The sequence below is a fragment of the Pseudomonas sp. MDT2-39-1 genome, assembly GCF_054898085.1.
On the sequence record NZ_CM142716.1, the window covers coordinates 1,099,774 to 1,123,402 of the forward strand.

Here is a 23,629-nt window from a genome sequence, read left to right on the forward strand (position 1 = left end):
TTTATATGAGGAACCCCGCGTGACTGCCAAGCCGCAAAGCGCCCTGTTGTCCCCCTTGCAGACCGCCCGCCAGTTGGCCGCCGAGTTTGCCCTGACCGCAGTCGAGCGCGACGAGCGTGGCGGTACGCCCAAGGCTGAACGTGACGCGCTGCGCCACAGCGGTCTGCTCGCGTTAAGCATTCCCGTCCAGTACGGCGGCCTCGGCGCCAGCTGGAGTGAAACCCTGAACATCGTGCGCGAGTTCGCCAAGGTCGACAGTTCGATCGCCCACGTCTTCGGTTTCCATCACCTGATGCTCGCCACCGTGCGCCTGTTCGCCAGGCCCGAGCAGTGGCAGCCGTGGTTTGAACAGACCGCGCGCAAGAACTGGTTCTGGGGCAATGCCCTCAACCCGCTGGACACCCGCACCGTGGTGAAAAACCTCGGCGGCTGGCGGGAGTTTTCCGGCAAAAAAAGTTTCTGCTCCGGTGCCACTGACTCGGAAATGCTGATCGCTTCGGCCGTTGACGAAAGTGCCGGCGGCAAGCTGTTGATCGCCGCGATTCCAAGCGGTCGCAGCGGTATCACCCTGCACAACGACTGGAACAACATGGGCCAGCGCCAGACCGACAGCGGCAGCGCGACGTTCGAACGGGTTCGGGTCGAAGAATCGGAACTGCTGCTCGATCCGGGTCCGCTGAGCACACCGTTCGCCTGCCTGCGGCCGTTGATTGCCCAACTGACCTTCACGCACATGTTCCTCGGCATTGCCGAAGGTGCGTTCGAAGAAGCGCGACAATACACGCTCACCGAAACCCGTCCGTGGCACAAATCCAGCGCGCAGGATGTGCGTCAGGATCCGTATGTACTCGGCCATTACGGCGAATTCTGGGTCGCCCTCGAAGGCGTTCGACTGCTGGTGGAACGTGCCGCCGAGTTGCTCGACAAGGCGTGGGCCAAAGGCCCGAATCTCAGCGCCGAAGAACGCGGGCATCTCGCCACGGCCATCGCCACCGCGAAAGTCGCGGCAACGCGCAATGGCCTGGAAATCTGTAGCCGGCTGTTCGAAGTCACTGGTGCGCGTTCGACCCATGCCTCCCTGCGACTGGACCGCCACTGGCGCAACCTGCGCACGCAGACCCTGCACGACCCGGTGGATTACAAACTCCATGAACTGGGTGACTGGGCGCTGAACCAGTCCCTGCCGATCCCGACTTTCTATTCATAGCTTTCTATTCATAGCTTTCCATTCATGGAGCCTGCCTGATGCAACTTCTGACCTTACCGCCCTCGCCCGCTCTGGCCACTTCGATCCGCGCGACCGCGCAGGTGTTCGAAGACCCTAAATCCCAGGCCTTGCTCGCCCACATTCAACAAGTCGCGCCGAGTGAAGCCAGCGTGCTGATCATCGGCGAAACCGGCACCGGCAAGGAGCTGGTGGCCCGACATATCCACAACCTCAGCGCCCGACGCAACCGGCCGTTCGTGGCGGTGAACTGCGGCGCGTTCTCCGAATCCCTGGTGGAGGCCGAGTTGTTCGGCCACGAAAAAGGTGCTTTTACCGGTGCCTTGAGCGCCAAGGCCGGCTGGTTCGAAGAGGCCGATGGCGGCACCTTGTTCCTTGACGAGATCGGCGATTTGCCAATGGCGATTCAGGTCAAGTTGCTGCGCGTGCTGCAAGAGCGTGAAGTGGTGCGCCTCGGTTCGCGCAAGAGCATTCCCATCGACGTGCGGGTGCTGGCAGCGACCAACGTGCAGCTGGAAAAAGCCATCAACGCCGGGCATTTTCGCGAGGATTTGTACTACCGTCTCGACGTGGTCAGCCTGGAACTGAGCCCGCTGCGCGACCGCCCCGGCGACATCCTGCCGCTGACCCGACATTTCGTCGAAGCCTACAGCCAGCGTCTGGGTTACGGCACCATCACCATCAGCAAAGAGGCCGAACTGAAACTGCGCAGCTACAGCTGGCCGGGCAACATCCGTGAACTGGAAAACGTGATTCACCACACCCTGCTGATCTGCCGCAACGGCGTGATCGAACGCGATGACCTGCGCCTGTCGAACATGCGTATCGAGCGTCAGGACGATCACCACAGCAACGTCGACGACTCACCGGAAGCCTTGCTCGATCGGGCCTTTCAGAAGCTTTTCGAAGAACAGGCCGGTGCGCTCCACGAAAAAGTCGAGGACGCCTTGTTGCGAGCGGCTTATCGGTTCAGCCATTACAACCAGGTGCACACCGCCGCCCTGCTGGGCTTGAGCCGCAACGTCACGCGCACGCGGCTGATCAAGATCGGCGAACTGGCGGTCAATAAGCGCCGGCCCACTGAAAACGTGCAGGGTGAGCGCTTGATGCAGCTATCGATTTAACTCACCAGGTTGCAGTGCAGCGCGTCGTCGTGGCTGCGCTCCAGACTGTGCAGCACCTGGAACGAGCCAAAGGTCACGGTCTTCGCCTGATGCGCGCGGATCAGCTGCCAGAAATCCTGCTCGCCGCTTTCAAAGCTCTGAAACGCGGCTTCCCCCGCCTCGCGAGATTGCCATTGCAGGTAATTGAGCACCCGCCGGCCATCGTCGCTGGCCTGGATGCTCGCACTCAGAAAACCGCTGTAGCCTTGGGCCAGACGTTCAGTCTGCTTTGATAATGCCGACACCAACGCGGGTTGCTGATGGGGTTCGATCTCGAATTCGATCAACTGAGTGAAGCTGCGATTTTTCTCTGGCGCTTGCATGAAGAGTCCCCACTGACGTGTAAGCCGGACCTTGCGATCCGAAGGCCTGCAGGGTAAAACCTCAAGTTAACTAGAGGTCAAGAGGCATTTTTCAAATGATCACCTCGGAACATCTGCACAAGGAACTCACCGTCGGCCAATTGGCTACGCGCAGCGGCGTGGCGGTCACGGCGCTGCACTTTTACGAATCCAAGGGGTTGATCAAAAGCAATCGCAATCAGGGCAACCAGCGGCGCTATCCACGGGAGGTGTTGCGGCGAGTGGCGTTGATCAAAGTGGCCCAGCGGTTGGGGATTCCGTTGGCGGAGATTGGCGAGGCGCTGAAAGCCTTGCCGGATAACCGCGCGCCGACGGCGGCGGACTGGAAGGTGTTGTCGGCGCAGTGGAGTCGGGATCTGGATGAGCGGATCAACCAGCTCGTGCTGTTGCGGGATCGGCTTAATGGCTGCATCGGGTGTGGGTGTTTGTCGATGGAGGCGTGTCCGTTACGCAATTCTGGTGATGTGCTTGGGGAACAGGGGCCGGGGGCGCAGCTGCTGGAATCGACGACTGATCCGAGACCGGGTTGAGTCCTTCGCGAGCAAGCCCGCTCCCACAGGGGATCGCGGTCAACTGTGGGAGCGGGCTTGCTCGCGAAGGCGGGCTGACAGCCAACGAAGATCTAAAACCCCGGCGCGATCTGCCCTTTGTAGCGGATCAAAATGAACTGCCGAACCTCATCAGAGTTCAACGCCTTGGCCAGCTTCTGCACACCCGGATCATTGATATTGTCCGGCCGCGCCACGAGGAATTCGATGTACAGGCTCTTGCCCTTTTCGACGATCAGCGCGCTGTTGGTATCGATCCCCGCTTGCAGGGCGTAGTTGGCGAACACAAAGGCCAGGTCCACCTGGCTCACCGAACGCGCCAGCAACGCGCCTTCCAGTTCACGAATTTTCAGGTGTTTCGGATTGTCGATAATGTCCCGCTGGGTCGCCAGGGTGTTGCTCGGGTCCTTGAGTTTGATCAGCCCGGCTTCGTGCAGCAGCACCAGCGCCCGGCCCGTGTTCACCGGGTCGTTGGGGATCGACACGGTGGAGCCATCCTTCAGCTCGGCGATGTTTTTGATTTTGGTCGAATAGGCACCGAACGGTTCGATGTGCACGCCCACCACCGGCACCAGGTCGGTGTGGCGAGTCTTGTTGAAATCATCGAGGAACGGTCGGTACTGGTAATAGTTGGCGTCGAGGTTCTTCAACGCCAACTGCTGGTTGGGCTGGATGAAGTCGGTGAAGACTTTGATGTCCAGGTCCACGCCTTCCTTGGCCAAGGTCGGTTTGATGAATTCGAGGATTTCCGCGTGCGGTACCGGAGTGGCGCCGACGACGAGTTTTTCGTTGGCGTGAACGCTCAACGACACGAGGGCAGCCAGAATGGCCAGGGTCTTTTTCATGCTGTGCTCCTAAGCAGATTGAGTGGCCGTCGTTAGGTGGACGTGGGGCCTTCTTTTGAATAAAACGAAATCCAATGTTTATCGTCGGCTGTAGCGCGCCACCAACCGGTCGCCGGTCATTTGCAGGGCCTGAACGAGGATCAGCAGCAGCACCACGGTGACCACCATCACGTCCGTCTGAAACCGTTGATAGCCGTAGCGGATCGCCAGGTCGCCCAGTCCGCCGCCGCCGATCACCCCGGCCATCGCCGTGTAATCCACCAGCACAATCGCGGTCACCGTGACCGCCGCCAGCAACCCTCCCCGGGCTTCCGGCAACAAGGTGTGGCGGATGATTTGCCAGGTGGTGCCGCCCATGGCCTGGGTCGCTTCCACCACCCCGCGATCGACCTCGCGCAAGGCGGTTTCCACCAGCCGCGCGAAGAATGGCGTGCACCCCACCACCAGCGGCGGGATAGTCCCCGGTACGCCGAGCGAAGTGCCAACCAACAGCGTGGTCAGGGGAATCAGCACGATCAGCAAAATGATGAACGGCAGCGAACGCAGCATGTTTACGATCACCGACAGCACCCGGTGAACCCCGACGGCTTCATGCAGTTGGCGCTTGCCGGTGAGGAACAACACCACGCCCAGCGGCAATCCCAGCAACACGGTGAATCCGAGGGCGGCAACCAGCATGCTCAGGGTGTCGAGGCAGGCCTGGGCGATGTCGGCCCAATATATGTTTTTCAGCAATTCGGCCACGGATCACGACCAGTCGTGGCGCGGTGGTTTCACACCGTTGAGCAGCCAGTTGCCAACCACGTGGTACTTCCAGCGCACCGGGTCGTGCAGGGTGTGGACCCGGGCGTTGCGCCAGTGACGGTCAAAATTGTGCTTCTTCAAGGTCGAGCGGGTGCCGCCGAGTTCGAAGAGTTTGTTGGTCGCCTCAATCGCGATTTCGGTGGTCAGCACTTTGGCCTTGGCCACCGTCAGGGACGCTTGAGCGACGTTGTCTTCATCAGGTGCCGGACGCGCTGCATCCAGCGCTCGCCCCGCCCGTTCCAGCAAGGCTTCGGCGGCTTCCAGACGAATCTCCAGGCCACCGACCTGAATGATGGTCAGCGGATCTTCACTGGCCTTTTCCACACCCGCGTCGATCCATGGCCGCGCGAACTGCTGGACGAACGCGACCGTGTCACGCAGGGCTGCGCGGGCAATGCCGGCATCGATGGCCGCGGTGGTCAACTGCGCGAACGGGCCGGCCAGGGTGGGCGTTTCATAGGAGCGATAGGTCGGGAACAGATTGAACGGCGAAACGTGCAGGTCCTCGGCCAGCACGGTGCCGCTGGACGTGGTGCGCTGGCCGATGCTGTCCCAGTCGTCGACGATCACCAGCCCTTTCGTTCCGCGCTCGACGAACGCCAACTGGCCCTTCTGCTCTTCATCCAGCGCCAGCACCGCCAGCCAGTGGGCGTAGAGCGAACCGGTGCAATAACCCTTGCGGCCGTTGATCACATGGCCGTCGCCGTAGCGGCGAATGGTCGCCTGAATGTCCTGCACGTTCTTGCCACCGGTTTCCGACAAGGCGTTGGCAAAGCGATGGCCTTGCAGCGCCCGTTCGAAGAAATACGCCTGTTGCTCCGGTGTGCCTTGCAGGCGAATGTCTTCCAGCAGGCAATAGTGGTTTTGCGGGATCTGCCCCAAGGAGGGATCCGCCGCCGAGATGATCGCGATGACCTGCGCCAGCACCGCATAGGACACCTGCGCGCCGCCAAACGCTTTCGGCACGCTGATGCCCCACAGGCCACAGTTGGAATAGAAGTCGACAATCTCGGCAGGCACTTGGCGGGTGCGGTCGCGTTCGGCGTCCTGTTCCAGCAAAACCGCGGCCACGCGCTCGGCAACGCGCAAGGCTTCGGCTTCATCGGCGATCCGATGGGCGGCCGGCGGGTTGATCGGATAAACGGCAGATTCAGGCATACAAGTCTCTCGGTACTGATGTTTTCGAAAGGACATTGCAGCTTCTGTGCCGATCACTTCGCCCCGTGTTTTCAGGGGTTTTGTCGATTGAAAAAGGATAAACCCGAGCAATCTGCTGCTGCACTGTTGATGGCTGAACAGTGACGCTGCTGCTCGTCGGGCACTCGGTTGCGCAAGAGGCGCTGACCTATAGTTATCCGACCGGAAATCGGCGAAGGAACACCTTCAACTCACAACAACAAGGGAGCACCGTCATGAGCGTCAAACCCATACCAGAGGGTTATCACAGCATCACGCCTTATCTGGGCATTCAGAAAGCAGCCGAAGCCATCGAGTTTTACAAGAAAGCCTTTGGCGCCACCGAAATCATGCGCCTGTCCATGCCTGATGGCAGCATTGGCCACGCCGAACTGCGCATCGGCGATTGCCCGATCATGCTGGGCACACCGTGTGATCAGGGGCCGTTGAGCAATCCGGACAAATCGCCGTCCGTGGGTCTGCATTTGTATGTGAACGATGTGGACAAGTCTTATAAACAGGCGATTGCGGCGGGCGGCACGGTGGTGTCCGAGGTCAAGGATCAGTTTTATGGCGACCGCTCGGGGACGTTGAAAGATCCCTATGGGCATTTGTGGTTCCTGGCTACGCGCAAGGAGGATTTGACGCAGGAGCAGATTGAGCAGCGGGCTAAGGAGATGTTTCTGCAGGGTTGAGATCCTCGGTGGAGCCTATGGCCCCTTCGCGAGCAAGCCCGCTTGTGTCTTGCGCAGGATTTAGACTGAGGATGAGAGCGGTGAGTGGCAAGCTGAACGCCCGGGGTGCTTAAAGCACGTGTGGGAGCCCATGCTGCCATTCACCTCTCCACTCTGGTTATTGAGCCCGAACAGTTGAACGAGCCGACCTCGAACAGTACAAGCGTGGTGCCCAGCCAGAGTGCTCCCACATTTGATTTTCTGTGAACACACAACTTGTGCCTGATGAAGATCAAATGTGGGAGCGGGCTTGCTCGCGAAGAGGCCCTCAAAGGCACCGCCTATCTCCTCGAACACACTTCATGAACAAGCGCACCACGCTTTGCGCCTTGCCCTGACCGCGCAACGATTTCAGGATGCAGGCAACTACAACAAGGACTCGCCCCATGTTCGCCGGATTCCTGAAAGACCAGCGCCACGTCAACGGTGTGGACATTGCCTACCGCATCGGCGGCAGCGGGCCGGGCCTGCTGTTGCTGCACGGTCACCCGCAGACCCACGTCATCTGGCACAAGGTCGCCGAACAACTGGCCGAGCACTTCACCGTGGTCGCCGCCGACCTGCGCGGTAACGGTGACAGTGGCAAACCATAGTCCCGGCAGTTTTCCGCCAGGTACGACACCTGCCGCGCGCCACCGGGGTCCGGCATGGCGGCGACGCGCACCGGGGCGGTGGGGTTGACGTGATCGACCACGGCCAGCGCGGTTCCGCCACGCCAGACTCCGCGTCCGGCTTCGCGCAAACCGCTGAACGCCTGGGGACTGGTGTATTCGTTGATGACTTGGCGATCGATGTACAACAGGACGTGGCACTGGTCATCGACGCGACACACCGTGTGGGAGTCGATGTGTTTGTCGTAGAGGGTTCTTGCTCGAGTCATGGAGGTGCTCGCTCAGGCTCGCGGGTGAAAGGCGTCTGAGTTCCATCTTAGGGAGTGGGCCATCGCCATCAATGGCCGGACAGTGATCCCGTGAACCATGGTTCGTGTTGGATCGAGGAACACCCAGCCTGAAGTGAATGCACATCTCTTGTAGGAGTGAGCCTGCTCGCGATAGCGGTGTGTCAGTCACGTTGATGTTGGCTGAACCACCGCTATCGCGAGCAGGCTCACTCCTACAGGGGTTGTGTGTGTGGGTTGGCGGGAACGCGAAACATTTACTTTCATATGCCGCTTCGGGATTTCCGATCCTCATCCGTCCTATATAGATGCAGTCAGTCCGCGTAGGCAAAAGCCACGGGCCGGCTTTCATGGACCTCACCGCTGGGAAGCCCGCAGCAGAGGCCCTCTCATCGATACAAGACCTTTAATCATGTCGAAGAAATCCCGCTCAAAACTCTGGTTTCTGGTCCATAGCTGGCTGGCCTTGCCGATCTGGTTTTTCGTGCTGATCGTTTGTGTCACCGGCACGCTGGCGGTGGTCAGTCAGGAAATCGTCTGGCTGGCCAACCCGCAAATGCGCGCCAGTCAGCCGTCGGCCGATGCGCCGCTGCTCAGCTATGACCAGATCATCGCCGCCATCAAGAAGGCGGAACCGAACACGCTGGTCGAGGGCATCAGCCGGCCCGACGAGTCGCACTTCGCGCTTGATGTCAACCTCAGCTACCCCGATGGTCGCTCGTTGACGGTTTACGTCAACCCGTACAGCGGCGTGATTCAGGGCACCGCCCCGCCATTCAATTTCCAGGCCTTTACCCGTGCATTGCATGGCTGGTGGCTGGTGCCGTTCACCAACGGTTACAGCTGGGGCTGGTACCTGGTGTCGTTTCTGAGCCTGCCCTTGCTGGCGTCCCTGGTGACCGGGCTGGTGGTCTACAAGCGTTTCTGGAAGGGCTTCTTGCGCCCGACGTTGCGCATCCGTCATGGCGCACGGATTTTCTGGGGCGACTTTCACCGCCTGAGCGGCATCTGGTCGATCTGGTTCATCGCGGTGATCTCCATCACCAGCACCTGGTTCCTGATTCAAGCGTTCATGTTCGATAACCAAGTGTCGATTTCCACTGCTCCCGTGGCATTGGTGGTCCCCCGTGAGAGCGTGCCAGTGAGCACCGATGGCTCGCCCGCGCCGATGATCAGTCTGGAGGCGGCGATTGCGCAGGCCAAGGAACGCATCCCCGGTCTGGAAGACAGCTTCGTCAGCATGCCCGCCAATGCCTACAGCTACCTCACGGTGGGCGGTCGCAGTTGGTATCCCTTGATGTTCCAGACCGCCGAGATCAACCCGTACACCGGCGATATCGCCGCCACCCGCTTGCTGTCGGACCGTTCCGGCCTTGAGTTGGTGACCGAATCCATGCGGCCGTTGCATACCGGTGATTTCGGCGGCATCTGGATCAAGCTGATCTGGTTCTTCTTCGGTTTGATCCTGAGCATGATGGTCCTCAGCGGCCTGTTGATCTGGACCAAACGCAGCGCCCTCGCCACGGCCAATGCCCTCAAGCGAAAAGACAAACGTCCGCTCGCGGCCGCCGTCACAAGCCGTGAAACCACGGAGGTCAGCCAATGAGCCTGTTCGCCGCCGACAAACCGGCCTCGAAACTCAGCCGCTTCTGGCACAAATGGCGCTTCCACATCAACGTTCTGCTGTTGCTGGTGCCGCTGGGGTTCATGCCCAAGTACTTTGCCGACGCGGCGCTGTTTCGCGGCGACACCGGCCTTGGTGAGCGGGAAATCGGTGAAGTTCAGGTCGGGCCCTGGAGCCTGCGCCTCGCCGAATTGCGCAACGAAGCACCGACCCTTGACGGCCCGGCCGGCTATATGAAGAACTTCAACGCGGCGCTGTGCGACAGCTGTCGCGATCAGGTCAAGGCGACGTACTTGCGCATCGGCAAACCGCGCAGCCTGCGCGCCGCCGGGGTGATTTTCTTCGGCACGCCGTATCGCATGGGCGCCATGTTGCCGATTCCGGAAAAGACCAAAGCCGACGCCGAACTGTGGATCACCATGGAAGGCTGGGACGGCGCGATGCATCAAGCGTCGATCCCCCTGAGCCAGGCATCCCCCGCCACCCTCGCGTGGCTGAACAAACAAGGAGGCAAACCATGACGCTACGTTCTCTAAACGCGGCTTTGCTGGTGCTCTGCGCCGGCTTCAGCGCCAGCGCCCTGGCCCACAACCCGATGTGCGAATGCAAAGCCATCGACGCCGAACAAATCCAATGCACGGGCGGTTTCTCCGACGGCAGCGGCGCGCCGGGGGTGACGCTGGACGTGATCGGCTACGACGAAACCATCCTGGTACCGGGCAAGCTCGGCGCCGATTCGACCCTGACCTTCAAGAAGCCCGGCGCCGAGTTTTACGTGTTGTTCGACGCCGGCCCCGGCCACGTCGTCGAGATCGACCAAGCGGACATCGAAGCCCCATGAGTACGCGAACTACGCAGGTCGTCCGCCCGGCCGGTGCCGGCCATGAAACCCTGTTTGTGTTGCTGCTGTGCCTGATGATCCTGGCGGTGGCCGGTTCTGTGGTCGCGTGGCGCCATGAGTCTCAGGAAGTCAGCAGCGTCGGCAGCCATCAACTGGATGCCCGCCGCGACCTGAGCGCATCCGAGCAAGGGATCTACGCCGACCTGCGGGTGACCCTGGACGAAATTCACCTGCTGCGCCAGGAACAGCAAGCGCTGCCGACACCACAAAATCTTGCCGATGAAGGCTTCGCGCCATTCGCCCAGGACGCCAGTTCCGTCAGCCGCGGCGGCCATGCCTGGCAGTTGCTCGCCGCCAAGGCTTACTTCGGTCAGAGCCAGACGCCCGCCGTGGCCGGTTCGTTTCTGATGCGTTTGACCGCTGACGACGACGCACCCGATGTCTGGCTCCACCGCGGCAAAGCCCTCGCGGCCCCGACCGACCTCACTGACGCCGCGCTCGAAAGCGCTGGCTGGCAGCAGATCGTCGCGCAATTCGATGCCGGCGTGACCCGCCAGCACCGGCACTGAACCCTCGCCTTCACCCGAGAGAAGACCGCTTTCCCATGCCTATTTCATCTCAACGCTCATTCCTGCGCCCGCTGCTGGTCGGCGTGCTTGCCTTGCTGCTGACGCCACTGGCCAGCGCCGAGGAAGCCAAGCGCCTGCGCATCGGCATCACCCTGCACCCTTACTACAGCTACGTGGCCAACATCGTCGGTGACAAGGCCGAGGTGGTGCCGCTGATTCCGGCCGGTTTCAACCCGCACGCCTACGAGCCCCGCGCCGAAGACATCAAGCGCATCAGCGGGCTGGACGTGGTCGTGCTCAACGGCGTCGGTCATGACGACTTCGCCGACCGCATGATCGCCGCCAGCGAAACGCCGAACGTCCCGGTGATCGAAGCCAACGAAAACGTGCCGCTGCTGGCCGCCACCGGGGTCGCCGCACGTGGTGCCGGCAAGGTCGTGAACCCGCACACCTTCTTGTCGATCAGCGCCTCGATTGCCCAGGTCAACAACATCGCCCGGGAGCTGGGCAAGCTCGACCCGGCCAATGCCAAGACCTACACCCTGAACGCCCGCGCCTACGGCAAACGCCTGCGGCAGATGCGCGCCGACGCCCTGGCGAAACTGACCGAGGCGCCGAACGCCGAACTGCGGGTGGCCACGGTGCATGCGGCGTATGACTACCTGCTGCGTGAATTCGGCCTGGAAGTGACCGCCGTGGTCGAGCCGGCCCACGGCATCGAGCCGAGCCCGAGCCAGTTGAAGAAGACCATCGATCAACTGCGGGAACTGGACGTGAAGGTGATCTTCTCGGAGATGGATTTCCCGTCTACCTACGTCGAGACCATCCAGCGTGAGTCCGGGGTGAAGCTCTACCCGCTGTCGCACATTTCCTATGGCGAATACAGCGCCGACAAGTATGAGAAGGAAATGACCGGGAACCTCAATACGGTGGTGCGGGCGATTCAGGAGTCGGGCCAATGACGGCTAAAGAAACCATCAGCGAATCCCCTGTGGGAGCGGGCTTGCTCGCGAAAGCGGTGGGTCAGTCAACATTGATGTCGACTGACACTCCCTCTTCGCGAGCAAGCCCGCTCCCACAAAGTGCGGGGCCGATGCTGGATTTTGTGGAGGTCAGTTTGACGCTTGGGCGAACGACGATCCTCGACCACGTGACGTTCCAGGTCCAGCCCGGCAGCGTGCATGCGCTGGTAGGCCCCAACGGTGGCGGCAAGAGCTCGTTGATCAAGACCCTGCTCGGACAGATGCCGCATCAGGGCCGCTTGAGCCTGCAATGGCCCGGTACACCCGGGACCATCGGCTACGTACCTCAGGCGCTGGAATTCGATCGCGGCCTGCCAATGACCGTCGACGATTTCATGGCCGCCATGTGCCAGCGCCGTCCCGCATTCCTCGGTTTGAGCAAGCATTACGCGGCAGCGATCGGTGAAGCCCTGGAACAGGTCGGCATGCAGGACAAGCGCAAGCGGCGCATGGGCGCGCTGTCCGGCGGCGAGCGTCAGCGCGTGTTGCTCGCTCAAGGGCTGATCCCGGCGCCGCAGTTGCTGGTGCTCGACGAACCGATGTCGGCCCTCGACGAGGCCGGTATCCAGGTGTTCGAACGGCTGCTCAGCGACTGGCGCCAGAGCGGGATCACCGTGCTGTGGATCGAGCATGATCTGGAAGCGGTCGGACGGCTGGCGGATCGCGTCACCGGGCTCAATCGCCGGGTGCTGTTCGATGCCACGCCCAAGCAGGCATTGACTCCGGAGCGCTTGCTGACCCTGTTCTCCACCCATCCACGGAGCGCTGCCTGATGAGTTATGAAGCCTTTCGTTTGATGGTCCAGGGATGGGCGTCTTCGGGTTACCTGCCTGAAGCGTTGGCCTACGGATTTGTGGTCAACGCGCTGCTCGCCGGTTTGCTGATCGGGCCGGTGCTGGGCGGTCTGGGCACGCTGGTGGTGGTCAAGCGCTTTGCGTTTTTCTCCGAAGCGGTGGGCCACGCGGCCTTGACCGGCGTGGCCATCGGCATCCTGCTCGGCGAACCGTACACCGGGCCTTACGGCAGCCTGTTCGGTTACTGCCTGCTGTTCGGCATCCTGCTCAACTACCTGCGCAACCGCACGGGATTGGCACCGGACACGTTGATCGGCGTGTTTCTCTCGGTGTCGCTGGCGCTGGGCGCGAGCCTGCTGCTGATCCTGGCGGGCAAGATCAACGTGCACATCCTCGAAAACGTGCTGTTCGGTTCGGTGCTGACGGTCAACGGTAATGACCTGCTGGTGCTGTCCATCGTCGGCTCACTGGTCATGGCGCTGGCCTTGCCGCTGTACAACCGCATCATGCTGGCCAGTTTCAACCCGCAACTGGCGGCGGTTCGCGGTGTGGCGGTGAAGACCCTGGATTATCTGTTTGTGATTCTGGTGACCCTGATCACCGTGGCCGCGGTGAAAGTCATCGGCGCAATTCTGGTCGGTGCACTGCTGGTGATTCCAGCCGCGGCAGCACGCTTGCTCAGCCAATCGCTGAAGGGCTTCTTCTGGTGCTCGGTGCTGATCGCCACGGTCAGCACGCTGTGCGGGATCCTCGCGCCGATCATCTTCGACCTGCCGATTCCGTCCGGTGCCGCAATCATTCTGGTTGCCGGTATCGCTTTTGCCCTGGCCGCGATTGCGCGTGGCGTTGTCCCAAGTCTGAAAGGGAATCTCGGATAAATGTCTTTTTCTCTGCGTCAATTGACCCTGACCGTGGCCCTGTGTGGATCCGCTTCTTTCAGCGTGTTCGCCGCCGACCACTTCGAACCGATGCGCATGCTGGCCAGTAATGGTGTCGGCAATACCGCGCTCTTCGCCGCGACATCGACGCACAAGGTGCTGGTCCTGGCCTCGTTGCCAATTACGTTTGGCCTGGGCAGCTTGCTGCTGGAGGGCACCGATGTTTCCATCGAGCGCGCGGCACCGGCCAACCTGCCCGGGACCCGGCAGACGGCGTACTTCACCGGGCGTGGCGCTCCGGCGCTGGCCAAACTGGCGACCGACGCAGATGCGGTGATTGGTCTGCGCTCATTGTGGCCGGACGATCCGCTGTACCCGAATGCTCGTCGCAGCAACATCCGCATCATTGAAATCGATGCCGCCCGCCCGGTGGACGGCGCCTTGGCCGGTATCGCCGTGCAGCCGGGCAACAAGGTCGACGGGTTGAACAGTCAGCCGTGGTTTTCCAGCAACAACATGGGGCGGATGGCGGATGTGATGGCGGCAGACCTGGTGCGCCTGGCGCCCGAGGCCAAGCCGAAAATCGAGGCTAACCTGGCGGCGTTGAAGCAGCGGTTGCTCAAGCTCAGCGCGGACAGCGAAGCACACCTGGCCAGTGCCGATAACCTCAGCGTGATGAGCCTGAGCGATCACTTTAGCTATTTGATTGGCGGGCTGAATCTGGAGCTGATCGGTCTCGATGCACGCCCGGATGCCGAGTGGACACCTGAAGCACTCAAGCAATTGGGCGCGACGCTAAAGGACAATGATGTGGCGGTGGTGTTGCATCATCGACAGCCGTCGGAGGCGGTGAAAGCGGTTATTACCGAATCTGGCAGTCGGTTGGTGGTGTTGAGTGTGGACGCGGCGGATCCGGTGGCTGAGCTGGAAGGGAATGTGGGTTTGCTGATCAAGGGGTTGAGCGGGGCGTAACGTCAGTTGGACCGCGTTATTCTTCGCGGGCAAGCCTCGCTCCTACAGGTCTTGCGCAATCCTTGTAGGAGCGAGGCTTGCCCGCGAAGACGGCCTGACAGGCAATACAAATACAAGACATGAAAAAGCCCGCTGACTGCTAACAGTCCAGCGGGCTTCTTTTTGCGCCGTGACTTAGTTCGCGACTGCCGCCTGCTCGTCCATCTTCTGACGCAAGCTCAACGGGCGCATATCGGTCCAGTTTTCTTCGATGTAGGCCAGGCATTCCTTTTTCAGACCGCTCTTGCCCACGGTGCGCCAGCCGCCAGGCACGGCTTTGTAGTCGGGCCAGATCGAGTATTGCTCTTCGTGGTTGACCACGACCTGAAAGAGGATGTCCTCGCGGTCGAATACTGACGTCATGGTGTATCTCCATCGCTGTAGGGTGGGCTGCACTGCGTGCGCAGCCGGTATGTAGAAGGAACGTTCCTGGTGCGGAAAAATTTACAGGCTGGTAGTCGCAGCGGCCATGGCCCGGCCGAATATCTCGGCCACCCGATCGATTTCCGCAGCGGTAATCACCAGTGGCGGCAGGAAGCGCACCACGCCGCCATGACGGCCGCCCAGCTCAAGAATCAGCCCGCGCTTGAGGCATTCACGCTGCACCAGTGGCGCCAGGCGACCGAAGATCGGTGGATGACCCAGTGCATCGGGCGTACCCGTCGGATCGACCAGTTCAACGCCCAGCATCAAGCCGCGCCCGCGAATATCGCCCAGTTGCGGGTAGTCCCGCTGCAGGATGCGCAGGTGTTCGCTCAAGCGTTCGCCCATGGCGGCGGCGTGCTCGCAGACCTTGTATTCGGTCAGGTAACGCATCACCGCAGAACCCGCCGCCATGGCCATCTGATTACCGCGGAAGGTCCCGGCATGGGCGCCCGGCAGCCAGGTGTCGAGCCAGTCGCGATAGACCACCACCGCCAGCGGCAGGCTGCCGCCGATGGCTTTGGACATCACCACAACGTCGGGAATGATCCCGGCGTGCTCAAAGGCGAACATTTTGCCGGTGCGGGCGAAACCGCTCTGGATTTCATCGACGATCAGCGCCACGCCGGCCTTTTCGGTGATACGTCGCAGGCCACGCAACCAATCGAGATCGGCCGGGATCACCCCGCCCTCGCCTTGCACTGCCTCGACAATCACTGCCGCCGGCAATTGCACGCCGGCCTCCGGATCATTCAGCAGGTTTTCCAGGTAGCTCAGGTTGACCTTCACCCCTTGCGCGCCGCCGAGCCCGAACGGGCAGCGGTAATCGTAGGGATACGGCATGAACTGCACGCCGTTGCTGAGCAAGGCACCCAACGGTTTTTTCGGCCCCAGGCTGCCCATCAAGCTCAGGGCGCCCTGGCTCATGCCGTGATAACCGCCCTGGAACGACAAGACGGTGCTGCGTCCGGTGGCGGTGCGCACCAGTTTCAGCGCGGCTTCCACCGCGTCGGTGCCGGTCGGGCCGCAGAACTGGATCTTCGCTTCAGCGGCCAGGGTCGGTGGCAGCAGACCGAACAGGTCCTGGACGAATTGATCCTTGACCGGCGTGGTCAGGTCGAGGGTGTGCAGTGGCAACTCATCGGTCAGCACTTGCTGGATCGCTTCGATCACCACCGGATGGTTATGCCCCAGGGCCAGGGTCCCGGCGCCGGCCAGGCAGTCGATGAAACGGCGGCCTTCGACGTCTTCGACATAAATACCCTTGGCGCGTTTGAGCGCCAGGGGAATGCGCCGCGGGTAGCTGCGGGCATTCGATTCCTGCTGGTTTTGACGGGCCAGCAGCGGCGATTCGTTGAATTGATAAAGCGTCTCGGCCGGCGCCGGAGTGATCCGGGTCGACTGATCTTCCATAAGGCTGGTAGCGACTGACATCTCTCGACCCCTCAATAAGGTTTTCCTGTTCTGGAAACGCATCAGGGCGCCGAGGATTTAGACCCTCGATCAGCTTTCTATGAAGGCGGTGTCAGTGCTTTGCGCATGGGAATGGCGTGGAGCCCGGCCACGGTGAAGATTTCGGCGCAGGGCCGGTAACCCAAATGGCGGTAAAAGGCCTCGCTGGTGCGGGTGCTGTTAAGTCGTGCCTGAGCCAGCCCCCGGTTGATCAACCAGCCTTCGAGGTCGTGTACCAGCGCCTCTCCGGCACCGCGACGAAACCATTCCGGCTGCACGTAGCAGAACGCAACCTTGCCACTGATCGCCGCCATGGCGACACCAACCGGTTTGTCCTGCAACAGGGCGATGTTCAGGTACAACCGTTGGTCGGTCAGCCAGGGTTGCACGTGTTCGATGGTTTTGTTGTGGGTCCAGGTGGCGACGGTTCGAGGGTCGTTGCGATGGTCGAGCGCGCAGCCGACGCGAATGGAGCGCTCGACGATCCGGCTGATGATGCCGGCGTCGGCGGGGGTTGCCTTGCAGATGTGAATCGATGCATCCATGGCGCTGTTACCTCAATCCATTGAGAAAAAGCTGCCGGGGACGATAGCGCTGGTGGCCGTCGGAATACCAATGGAGAGAAGTTACATTTGATGTGCAACACAGCAGATCCCTGTGGGAGCGGGCTTTTGTGGCGAGGGGATTTATCCCCGTTGGGCTGCGAAGCGGCCCCAAAAAATGGGACTGCTGCGCAGTCCAACGGGGATAAATCCCCTCGCCACAGAGGCTCGCTCCCACAGGGGATTGGGGGTTGGTTAGATGGGTTGTAACGGCATCGTCAATTCAACACGCAACCCATCCGGTCGGCTGTCAAAATGCAGGGTGCAGCCACACCGCTGGACAATCGCCTGGACAATCGCCAGGCCCAATCCGCACCCGGTGCTCTGGCCGTGGCGCCAGAAGCGTTGGGTCAGGTGTTGCAGGTCGTCTTCGGCAATGCCCGGGCCGTGGTCGCGGACCAGAAAGCGCGCACGACTGCCGGTGGTTTCCAGGCTCAGTTCCACCGCCCCATCGCCCGGGGTATGGCGCAGGGCGTTGTCCAGCAGGTTGCGCAATGCGGCGATCGACAGCACCGCGGGCATTTGCACCGGTGCATCGGAGAACTTCGCCGGCATAGAGAGTTTGATCCGTCGACGATCACCGCTGGCGGCATCCTGAATCGCCAGTTTCGCCACTTGCTCGGCGCTGCATTGCACGCCGTCATCGAACGACAGACTGCCCTCGACCCGCGCCAGCAACAGCAATTGTTCCAGCGTGCGGTGCATGCGGTCGGCGCCCTCTTCGGCTCGGGCCAGGGACTGATCCCGGGCCGCGCCCTCGGTCATGCGCGCCACTTGCAGGTGGGTTTTGATCGCCGTCAGCGGGCTGCGCAATTCGTGGGCCGCGTCACCGGTCAGGCGGCGTTCGCGTTCGATGGTCTTGCCGATGCGCTGGAACAGCTGATTCTGGGTGTCCAGCAACGGTTGAAGTTCGCTGGGCAACGGCTGAATCTGCAAGGGCTCGAGAGAGTCTGCGCTACGGCGCATCAAGGCATCGCGCATCCGGTTCAGTGGCGCCAGCCCCTGACCGATCCCCAGCCACAACAGACACAAGCAGCCAAGCAAGGCCACGCCCACCGGCACCGAAGCGGCCAGCAGGATCGACATGTTCAGCGCCTCGCGCTCGATTTGCCGATCGGCTGTGGTGATGCGCAGATCACCGCGGGCCAGGGTGAAGCTGCGCCACGGCGCACCGTCGATCATCTGATCGTGAAAGCCCATTTTCTCGGCTTCCAGGGTTTGTTGCGGGTCGGTGTGACTGCGGGCGAGGATTTCGCCGCGCAACGAACTGACCTGGCAGGCCATGCCACCGGGGATATTCAGTTGTTCAGCGCTGAAATGCGTGCCCTCGCCCTTGCTCGGCAACGCCGGCAACTGCTCCATCAGGCCGGCGACCATGCGCGCCGATGCCACCAGCCGCTGGTCGAGGGAAAACATCATTTGGTTGCGCAGATCGCTGAGCATCCAGGCCGCCGCCAGGGCCCAGATCAGCGCAAAGGCGGCGCCGAGCGTCAGGCTCAGGCGCAAACGCAGGCTCATCACTTTTTCAATTCCTCTCCACCATCGGCCGGCCCCAGGCGATAACCCAGACCGCGCACGGTCTCGACAATGCCATTGCCGAGTTTGCGCCGCAGGTGATGGATATGCACGTTGAGGGCGTTGCTTTCCAGCTCATCGTTAAAACCATAAACGCTGTCTTTCAGTTGTTCGGTGGACAGTACCCGGCCACGGTTATGCAACAAGGCCTGCAGCAGCGACTGTTCACGGCGCGAAAGGTCGACGGACTGACCGCCGAGCATGGTTTCGCGGCTGCTCGGGTCGTAGGTCAGACGGCCGTGTTCGATCAGATTGACGCTGCGCCCCGCCACTCGTCGCAACAAAGTGTGCAGGCGTGCGGCGAGTTCACGCAGGTCGAACGGCTTGAGCAGGTAATCGTCGGCGCCGGCCTGTAACCCGTCAACGCGGTCAGTGACCGCGTCCCGCGCCGTGAGAATCAGCACCGGAATCTCCAGGCCGCCGTGGCGCAACTGCTGCAACAGCTTCAGGCCGTCCTCATCGGGTAAGCCAAGGTCGAGCACCATGACGTCGAACTCAGCCACCTTGAGCATCGCCCGGGCAGCCGACGCGGTAGCGACGTGCTCCACCGTCAGGCCTTGAGCGGTGAGGCCGGCGACTATGCCGCTGGCGATCAGCTCATCGTCTTCGCAAACCAGTACGTGCATGGGCGCTCCAGGAGTAAAAACGCGATTCAAGCAGTTGAGGATTAAGGCGCAATTATGGCAACTGCGGCGCCTGACGAACAGCGCAGCTTTCTGTCATCTTGATTACACGAGCCTGCTCGAACAACTTAGTTGCACAGCGAAACAAACAACTTTAAAAATTTTTATTATAAAAAGACTTACTACGATAAGCTTACTCCCGCAGAAAAACACGCAACACAAAAACTAACGATATAAAGACATGAAGACTTCATCCGACAAAAGAAAGAGTCCTCACTCAGCTGAAAGGAGTCAGCCCATGCCAAACTTCAACAACTTTGTCGCCACCGATTGGCGCGCCGGCAAAGACCGCATTTACTTTTTCTTTAAAGACACAAACACCTACACAAGATTTGATCTGGGGGATCATCGAGTCCCTGAGAGTTACCCTAGAGAAACCACGCAAGACTCATGGCCTGGCTTTCACCAATACGCCAAACACCTGCGATTCGGCTTCACCACCACAGACTTGAACAACAGTGACGGCTCCGACGATTTTACCTGGTTGTTTTATTACCACGGCGAAACCCCGATGGTCTGTAAATACGACCAGGATCAAGACAAGGCAGTAAACCACTATCGCGTTGAACGTTCGATATGGGCACCAATATTCCCTTATTTCGACCGCATTGTAGCGGGGACCTGGTGGCAACTTGGGGGCAAAAAGTTCCTGTTTCGTTTCCTTCTGAACGACGGACACTACCTCTCTTTTGACTATCTAAAAAATCGATTGATCCACGAAAAAATTACCGCCACCTCCATGCCAGGATTAGAGCCATTTAAACACCGCATCGTTACAGCCGCACAAAACGATAGAACGTTTGCCGACAGTTACTACTATATTTTTTTGGATAGAGGCCAATTTCTCATCTACAACATCCAGCAAAACTATCTGCATTCCGGCCCGCACGGGATGAATGACGAGGCTTGGCCAGGTTTGTTCCGCGACTGAGTCCCCGTGGAGGCGCGGTTAATCATCGGTTAATCGCCGCCTCCCATTGTGCACCTCACTTGCACAGGGATAAGGCTTACCCATGCGTCGACTGTTTCTGTTTTTTGTTCTCTTGATCTCGGGTGTGGCCCAGGCAGGGACCAATCCGTTCGATACCAAACCTGAATTCCTGCCGGTGGAAAAGGCCTTCGTCTTTACCTCCGAACGCCTTGAATCGGGTGAAACACAGCTTTATTGGCAGATTACCGATGGTTACTACCTTTATCAGAAACGCCTGAAATTCGAGGGTTTGCCCCCGGAGCAGCATCCGCCATTACCTGAAGGCGAAGCGCACAGTGATGAGTTCTTCGGCGAACAACAGGTTTATCGCCAAGGCCTGGAGCTGAAGATTCCGGCGGGTGCCACCGGTCAGATCAAGGTGGGATTCCAGGGGTGTGCCGATGCCGGTTTGTGTTATCCACCGCAAACCCAGGTCGTGGATCTGGGCGGCAGCGTCGCGGCCCCCGCAAACGAAGCACCGGACCAGGCCCTGGCCAGCGGCCTGCAACAACGGGCGCTGGGCTGGAGCTTGCTGGTGTTCTTTGGTCTGGGCCTGTTGCTGGCCTTCACCCCTTGCTCGTTGCCGATGCTGCCAATCCTGGCCGGGTTGATCGTCGGCAGTGGGGCCACGCCCAAACGCGGTTTCGCATTGGCCACCAGTTACGTGGTGAGCATGGCGCTGGTGTATGCGGCGATGGGCGTGCTGGCCGCGCTGCTTGGTGCGAACCTTCAGGCCCTGTTGCAGAACCCGTGGCTGCTGGGCAGCTTCGCGGCGATATTTGTCCTGCTGGCGTTGCCGATGTTCGGTTTCTTTGAGCTGCAATTGCCGGTGGCCGTGCGTGATCGGCTGGAAAATGTCTCGCGCAATCAACGCGGCGGCAGTCTGATCGGTGCCGGTGTGCTGGGGGCATTGTCGGGGTTGCTGGTCGGCCCGTGCATGACCGCGCCATTGGCCGGCGCCCTGCTCTACATCGCGCAAAGCGGCAATGCGCTGCATGGCGGCCTGATTCTGTTCACCATGGGGATCGGCATTGGTGTGCCGCTGTTGTTGCTGGTGACCGTCGGCAATCGATTTCTGCCCAAACCCGGCGCGTGGATGAACCTGCTTAAAGGCGTGTTCGGTTTCCTGTTCCTCGCCACTGCGCTGCTGATGTTGCGCCCGGTGCTGGACCAATCGCTGTGGATCGGTTTGTGCGGTGCCTTGCTGCTGATTGCCGCTTACAGCGCCTGGAAACAGTCGGAAGGGTTCGGCCGGGTCGCCCATCTGTTCGGCGCCAGTTCGCTGTTGCTCGGGATTTGGGGTGGTCTGCTGATGATCGGCGCCGCCGGTGGCGGTGATGATTTGCTCAAACCGTTGCAGGTCTACAGCGCCTCCGCTTCCGGCAACGCTGCTCGTCCGACCGGTCATGAGGCGTTCACGACCATCAATGACCCCGCCGCGCTGCAACGGGAACTGGACGCCGCCCAGGCCCAGAGCCAATGGGTGCTGCTGGACTACTACGCCGACTGGTGTGTGTCGTGCAAGGTCATGGAAAAACAGGTCTTCGGCAAAGCCAATGTGATGGAAGCGCTAAGTGATGTGCGCTTGCTACGGCTGGACGTGACCGCCGACAATGCCGCCAGCCGCGAACTGCTCGGCCGTTATAAAGTGCCGGGGCCACCGAGTTTTCTGTGGATCGGCGCAGACGGCCAGGAGCGCCGCAGCCAGCGCATCACCGGCGAGGTCGATGCCGACACCTTCCTGCAACGCTGGACCACCACCCGAGACGCCCGTTAATGCTGACCTTTACCCTCGGCACCTTTGCCATCGCGCTTAACCATTTGCTGCTGATCAGTGCCCTGGCGCTGGCGACGTTTGTCGGCTGGCGGGTGGCCAAGCGCGGTGGCGAAAACCCCGAGTCGGCGTTGTTCAGCCTGTTTTTGCTCGGAATGCTGGCGGCGCGGATCGGTTTCGTGGTCGCCTACTGGGCGCACTATCGCAACGATCCGTGGCAGATCATCGACCTGCGCGATGGCGGTTTCCTCGCCTGGCCCGGGGTGATTGTGCTGTTGCTCACCGCGCTGTTTCGCGGTTGGCGTCGACCGGGTTTGCGCCGCCCGCTGGGCTTCGGCGTGGCCAGCGGTCTGGCGTTCTGGCTGCTGGCGACCTTCTCCCTGAGTATTTACGAACAAGGCACGCGCCTGCCGGAAATCGCCCTGCGCAATGCCGCCGGCGAAACCGTGCAACTGGCGGACTACAAGGGTGGGCCGTTGGTCATCAATCTCTGGGCCACCTGGTGCCCGCCGTGCCGCCGGGAAATGCCGGTGCTGGAAAACGCCCAGCAACAGCGCCCGGACCTGACCTTCCTGTTCGTCAATCAGGCCGAAAGCATGCAAAGCGTCAGCACCTTCCTCGAAACCCAGGGCCTGAGCCTGACCAACGTGCTGTTCGACGGCAGCGGCCGATTGGGTCAGGCCGTGGGTTCCATGGCATTGCCGACTACGCTGTTCTATAGCCCCGACGGTCGATTGCTGGGCAGCCATTTGGGCGAACTCTCGGACGCCAGCCTGGCCCGCGCCCTGGAAAACTTCGACACACCCTCTCCTGCCGTACCGGCCACCTCTTCAAGGAAACTGCCATGCCCCGCCTCCGCCACCTGCTGACGCTGACCCTGGGCGCAGCGTTGCTGCACCTGCCGTCGGTGCAGGCCGCCGAAGAATTGCCTGAGGCGATCAAGAAGATCGAAGCCAAGGGCGCAAAAATCGTCGGTCAGTTCGACGCACCCGACGGTCTGCGCGGTTATGCCGCGCAATACCAGAGCCGCGGCATGGCGCTGTACCTGACTCCGGACGGCAAGCACGTGTTGCTCGGTAATTTGTACGACGCCGACGGCAATGACCTGAGCAGCGCGCCATTGCAGAAACTGGTTTATGCACCGATGGCCAAGGAAGTCTGGGGCAAGATGGAGGCCAGCAACTGGATCGGTGACGGCAAAAAGGATGCGCCGCGCGTCGTCTATCTGTTCAGCGATCCGAACTGCCCTTACTGCAACATGTTCTGGGAACAGGCGCGGCCATGGGTCAAGGCTGGCAAGGTACAGCTGCGGCACATCATGGTCGGGATCATTCGCGAAGACAGCCCGGGCAAATCCGCCGCGCTGCTGGCCGCCAAGGACCCGAGCAAGGCGCTGGAAGATCACGAAAAGTCAGGCAAGAGCAGCTCGCTGAAAGCCTTGAAAGACGTGCCGCCAGCGATTCAGGCGAAACTGGCGGCAAACATGCAACTGATGGAAGACCTGGAGCTGCAGGCCACCCCAGCGATTTTCTACATGGATGACAAGGGCGAGCTGCAACAACAGCAAGGCGCGCCTTCGCCGGACAAGTTGGTGAAGATTCTAGGGCCGAAGTGATCTCACCGGCCCCTTCGCGGGCAAGCCTCGCTCCTACAGGA

Annotated in this window: 25 protein-coding genes and 2 pseudogenes; 17 read left to right on the forward strand and 10 right to left on the reverse strand. The window is 61.0% G+C overall.

Going from position 1 to position 23,629, the window contains the following annotated elements; all coding sequences use genetic code 11:
• Window positions 1–19: 19 nt before the first annotated feature.
• Both ACYZTM_RS05515 and ACYZTM_RS05520 read left to right on the forward strand, forming a co-directional pair.
• The gene (locus tag ACYZTM_RS05515; protein WP_461987483.1) at window positions 20–1,207 is read left to right on the forward strand and encodes an acyl-CoA dehydrogenase family protein; all 1,188 of its coding nucleotides are present in this window, start codon (window positions 20–22) and stop codon (window positions 1,205–1,207) included.
• Window positions 1,208–1,245: 38 nt separating this feature from the next.
• Entirely contained in the window at window positions 1,246–2,349 is a 1,104-nt protein-coding gene (locus ACYZTM_RS05520; RefSeq protein ID WP_131060111.1) for a sigma-54 interaction domain-containing protein, read from the forward strand.
• Here the strand turns inward: ACYZTM_RS05520 and ACYZTM_RS05525 are convergent.
• Entirely contained in the window at window positions 2,346–2,711 is a 366-nt protein-coding gene (locus ACYZTM_RS05525; RefSeq protein WP_461987485.1) for an antibiotic biosynthesis monooxygenase, read from the reverse strand. The genes ACYZTM_RS05520 and ACYZTM_RS05525 overlap by 4 nt on opposite strands.
• Window positions 2,712–2,806: 95 nt before the next feature.
• Here ACYZTM_RS05525 and soxR point away from each other — a divergent pair, with 95 nt between their 5' ends.
• Entirely contained in the window at window positions 2,807–3,280 is a 474-nt protein-coding gene (soxR, locus tag ACYZTM_RS05530) for a redox-sensitive transcriptional activator SoxR (RefSeq protein ID WP_461987487.1), read from the forward strand.
• Window positions 3,281–3,372: 92 nt separating this feature from the next.
• On the opposite strand, the gene ACYZTM_RS05535 is transcribed toward soxR, so the two are convergent.
• The 3 genes from ACYZTM_RS05535 to ACYZTM_RS05545 form a co-directional block, all read right to left on the reverse strand.
• Window positions 3,373–4,143: a MetQ/NlpA family ABC transporter substrate-binding protein gene (locus ACYZTM_RS05535; protein WP_461987489.1), complete on the reverse strand. Its 771-nt coding sequence runs from the start codon at window positions 4,141–4,143 to the stop codon at window positions 3,373–3,375.
• A 78-nt stretch (window positions 4,144–4,221) separates the two neighbouring features.
• A complete protein-coding gene (locus ACYZTM_RS05540; protein ID WP_461987491.1) occupies window positions 4,222–4,887 on the reverse strand; it encodes a methionine ABC transporter permease in 666 nt (221 codons plus the stop codon).
• Between the two features lie 3 nt (window positions 4,888–4,890).
• Window positions 4,891–6,105, reverse strand: a complete 1,215-nt coding sequence (locus tag ACYZTM_RS05545; RefSeq protein ID WP_461987493.1) for an SfnB family sulfur acquisition oxidoreductase — start codon at window positions 6,103–6,105, stop codon at window positions 4,891–4,893.
• 254 nt (window positions 6,106–6,359) lie between these two features.
• Here ACYZTM_RS05545 and ACYZTM_RS05550 point away from each other — a divergent pair, with 254 nt between their 5' ends.
• Together ACYZTM_RS05550 and ACYZTM_RS05555 are read left to right on the forward strand one after the other, a co-directional pair.
• A complete protein-coding gene (locus tag ACYZTM_RS05550; RefSeq protein ID WP_461987495.1) occupies window positions 6,360–6,818 on the forward strand; it encodes a VOC family protein in 459 nt (152 codons plus the stop codon).
• 425 nt (window positions 6,819–7,243) lie between these two features.
• A pseudogene (locus tag ACYZTM_RS05555) lies at window positions 7,244–7,447 on the forward strand (alpha/beta fold hydrolase); the annotation flags it as partial.
• On the opposite strand, the pseudogene ACYZTM_RS05560 reads toward ACYZTM_RS05555, so the two are convergent.
• Window positions 7,435–7,737, reverse strand: a pseudogene (locus ACYZTM_RS05560) (aconitase family protein); the annotation flags it as partial. The pseudogenes ACYZTM_RS05555 and ACYZTM_RS05560 sit on opposite strands and share 13 nt — an antisense overlap.
• A gap of 430 nt (window positions 7,738–8,167) precedes the next feature.
• Here ACYZTM_RS05560 and ACYZTM_RS05565 point away from each other — a divergent pair.
• The 8 genes from ACYZTM_RS05565 (at window position 8,168) to ACYZTM_RS05600 (ending at window position 14,455) form a co-directional block, all read left to right on the forward strand.
• The gene (locus ACYZTM_RS05565; RefSeq protein WP_461987497.1) at window positions 8,168–9,361 is read left to right on the forward strand and encodes a PepSY-associated TM helix domain-containing protein; all 1,194 of its coding nucleotides are present in this window, start codon (window positions 8,168–8,170) and stop codon (window positions 9,359–9,361) included.
• The gene (locus tag ACYZTM_RS05570; RefSeq protein ID WP_131060103.1) at window positions 9,358–9,900 is read left to right on the forward strand and encodes a thiamine pyrophosphate-binding protein; all 543 of its coding nucleotides are present in this window, start codon (window positions 9,358–9,360) and stop codon (window positions 9,898–9,900) included. The genes ACYZTM_RS05565 and ACYZTM_RS05570 overlap by 4 nt, the downstream gene beginning before the upstream one ends.
• The gene (locus tag ACYZTM_RS05575; RefSeq protein WP_131060102.1) at window positions 9,897–10,220 is read left to right on the forward strand and encodes a hypothetical protein; all 324 of its coding nucleotides are present in this window, start codon (window positions 9,897–9,899) and stop codon (window positions 10,218–10,220) included. The genes ACYZTM_RS05570 and ACYZTM_RS05575 overlap by 4 nt, the downstream gene beginning before the upstream one ends.
• Window positions 10,217–10,789: a DUF6162 family protein gene (locus ACYZTM_RS05580; RefSeq protein ID WP_131060101.1), complete on the forward strand. Its 573-nt coding sequence runs from the start codon at window positions 10,217–10,219 to the stop codon at window positions 10,787–10,789. The genes ACYZTM_RS05575 and ACYZTM_RS05580 overlap by 4 nt, the downstream gene beginning before the upstream one ends.
• Window positions 10,790–10,824: 35 nt before the next feature.
• On the forward strand, window positions 10,825–11,751 hold the full coding sequence (locus ACYZTM_RS05585; protein WP_461987500.1) for a metal ABC transporter substrate-binding protein: 927 nt from the start codon (window positions 10,825–10,827) through the stop codon (window positions 11,749–11,751).
• A 131-nt stretch (window positions 11,752–11,882) separates the two neighbouring features.
• A complete protein-coding gene (locus ACYZTM_RS05590; RefSeq protein ID WP_371928412.1) occupies window positions 11,883–12,584 on the forward strand; it encodes a metal ABC transporter ATP-binding protein in 702 nt (233 codons plus the stop codon).
• Window positions 12,584–13,483 carry a metal ABC transporter permease gene (locus ACYZTM_RS05595; RefSeq protein WP_461987502.1) on the forward strand — a complete coding sequence of 300 codons (900 nt, stop codon included), beginning with the start codon at window positions 12,584–12,586 and terminating at the stop codon, window positions 13,481–13,483. Before ACYZTM_RS05590 ends, ACYZTM_RS05595 begins: the two co-directional genes overlap by 1 nt.
• Window positions 13,484–14,455 carry a metal ABC transporter substrate-binding protein gene (locus tag ACYZTM_RS05600; protein WP_461987504.1) on the forward strand — a complete coding sequence of 324 codons (972 nt, stop codon included), beginning with the start codon at window positions 13,484–13,486 and terminating at the stop codon, window positions 14,453–14,455.
• A gap of 174 nt (window positions 14,456–14,629) precedes the next feature.
• On the opposite strand, the gene ACYZTM_RS05605 is transcribed toward ACYZTM_RS05600, so the two are convergent.
• The 5 genes from ACYZTM_RS05605 to ACYZTM_RS05625 form a co-directional block, all read right to left on the reverse strand.
• Complete coding sequence (locus ACYZTM_RS05605) at window positions 14,630–14,857, reverse strand: MbtH family protein (protein WP_131060097.1); 228 nt, start codon at window positions 14,855–14,857, stop codon at window positions 14,630–14,632.
• An 81-nt stretch (window positions 14,858–14,938) separates the two neighbouring features.
• Window positions 14,939–16,351, reverse strand: a complete 1,413-nt coding sequence (locus ACYZTM_RS05610; RefSeq protein WP_461987507.1) for a diaminobutyrate--2-oxoglutarate transaminase — start codon at window positions 16,349–16,351, stop codon at window positions 14,939–14,941.
• A 77-nt stretch (window positions 16,352–16,428) separates the two neighbouring features.
• Window positions 16,429–16,914 carry a GNAT family N-acetyltransferase gene (locus ACYZTM_RS05615; RefSeq protein ID WP_461955008.1) on the reverse strand — a complete coding sequence of 162 codons (486 nt, stop codon included), beginning with the start codon at window positions 16,912–16,914 and terminating at the stop codon, window positions 16,429–16,431.
• Between the two features lie 252 nt (window positions 16,915–17,166).
• Window positions 17,167–18,492, reverse strand: coding sequence for an ATP-binding protein (locus ACYZTM_RS05620; protein ID WP_131060094.1), 1,326 nt, complete (start codon window positions 18,490–18,492; stop codon window positions 17,167–17,169).
• Complete coding sequence (locus ACYZTM_RS05625) at window positions 18,489–19,172, reverse strand: response regulator (RefSeq protein WP_131060093.1); 684 nt, start codon at window positions 19,170–19,172, stop codon at window positions 18,489–18,491. The genes ACYZTM_RS05620 and ACYZTM_RS05625 overlap by 4 nt, the downstream gene beginning before the upstream one ends.
• 295 nt (window positions 19,173–19,467) lie before the next feature.
• Between ACYZTM_RS05625 and ACYZTM_RS05630 the strand changes: the two genes are divergently transcribed.
• From ACYZTM_RS05630 to dsbG, 4 genes are all read left to right on the forward strand, one after another.
• Window positions 19,468–20,160 (forward strand): hypothetical protein, encoded by a 693-nt coding sequence (locus ACYZTM_RS05630; RefSeq protein ID WP_131060092.1) that lies wholly within the window; start codon window positions 19,468–19,470, stop codon window positions 20,158–20,160.
• A gap of 82 nt (window positions 20,161–20,242) precedes the next feature.
• Entirely contained in the window at window positions 20,243–21,976 is a 1,734-nt protein-coding gene (gene dsbD, locus ACYZTM_RS05635; RefSeq protein ID WP_461987510.1) for a protein-disulfide reductase DsbD, read from the forward strand.
• Window positions 21,976–22,842: a TlpA family protein disulfide reductase gene (locus ACYZTM_RS05640; RefSeq protein WP_461987512.1), complete on the forward strand. Its 867-nt coding sequence runs from the start codon at window positions 21,976–21,978 to the stop codon at window positions 22,840–22,842. The genes dsbD and ACYZTM_RS05640 overlap by 1 nt, the downstream gene beginning before the upstream one ends.
• Complete coding sequence (gene dsbG, locus ACYZTM_RS05645; RefSeq protein ID WP_131060089.1) at window positions 22,818–23,588, forward strand: thiol:disulfide interchange protein DsbG; 771 nt, start codon at window positions 22,818–22,820, stop codon at window positions 23,586–23,588. Before ACYZTM_RS05640 ends, dsbG begins: the two co-directional genes overlap by 25 nt.
• The last annotated feature ends 41 nt before the right edge of the window (window positions 23,589–23,629 follow it).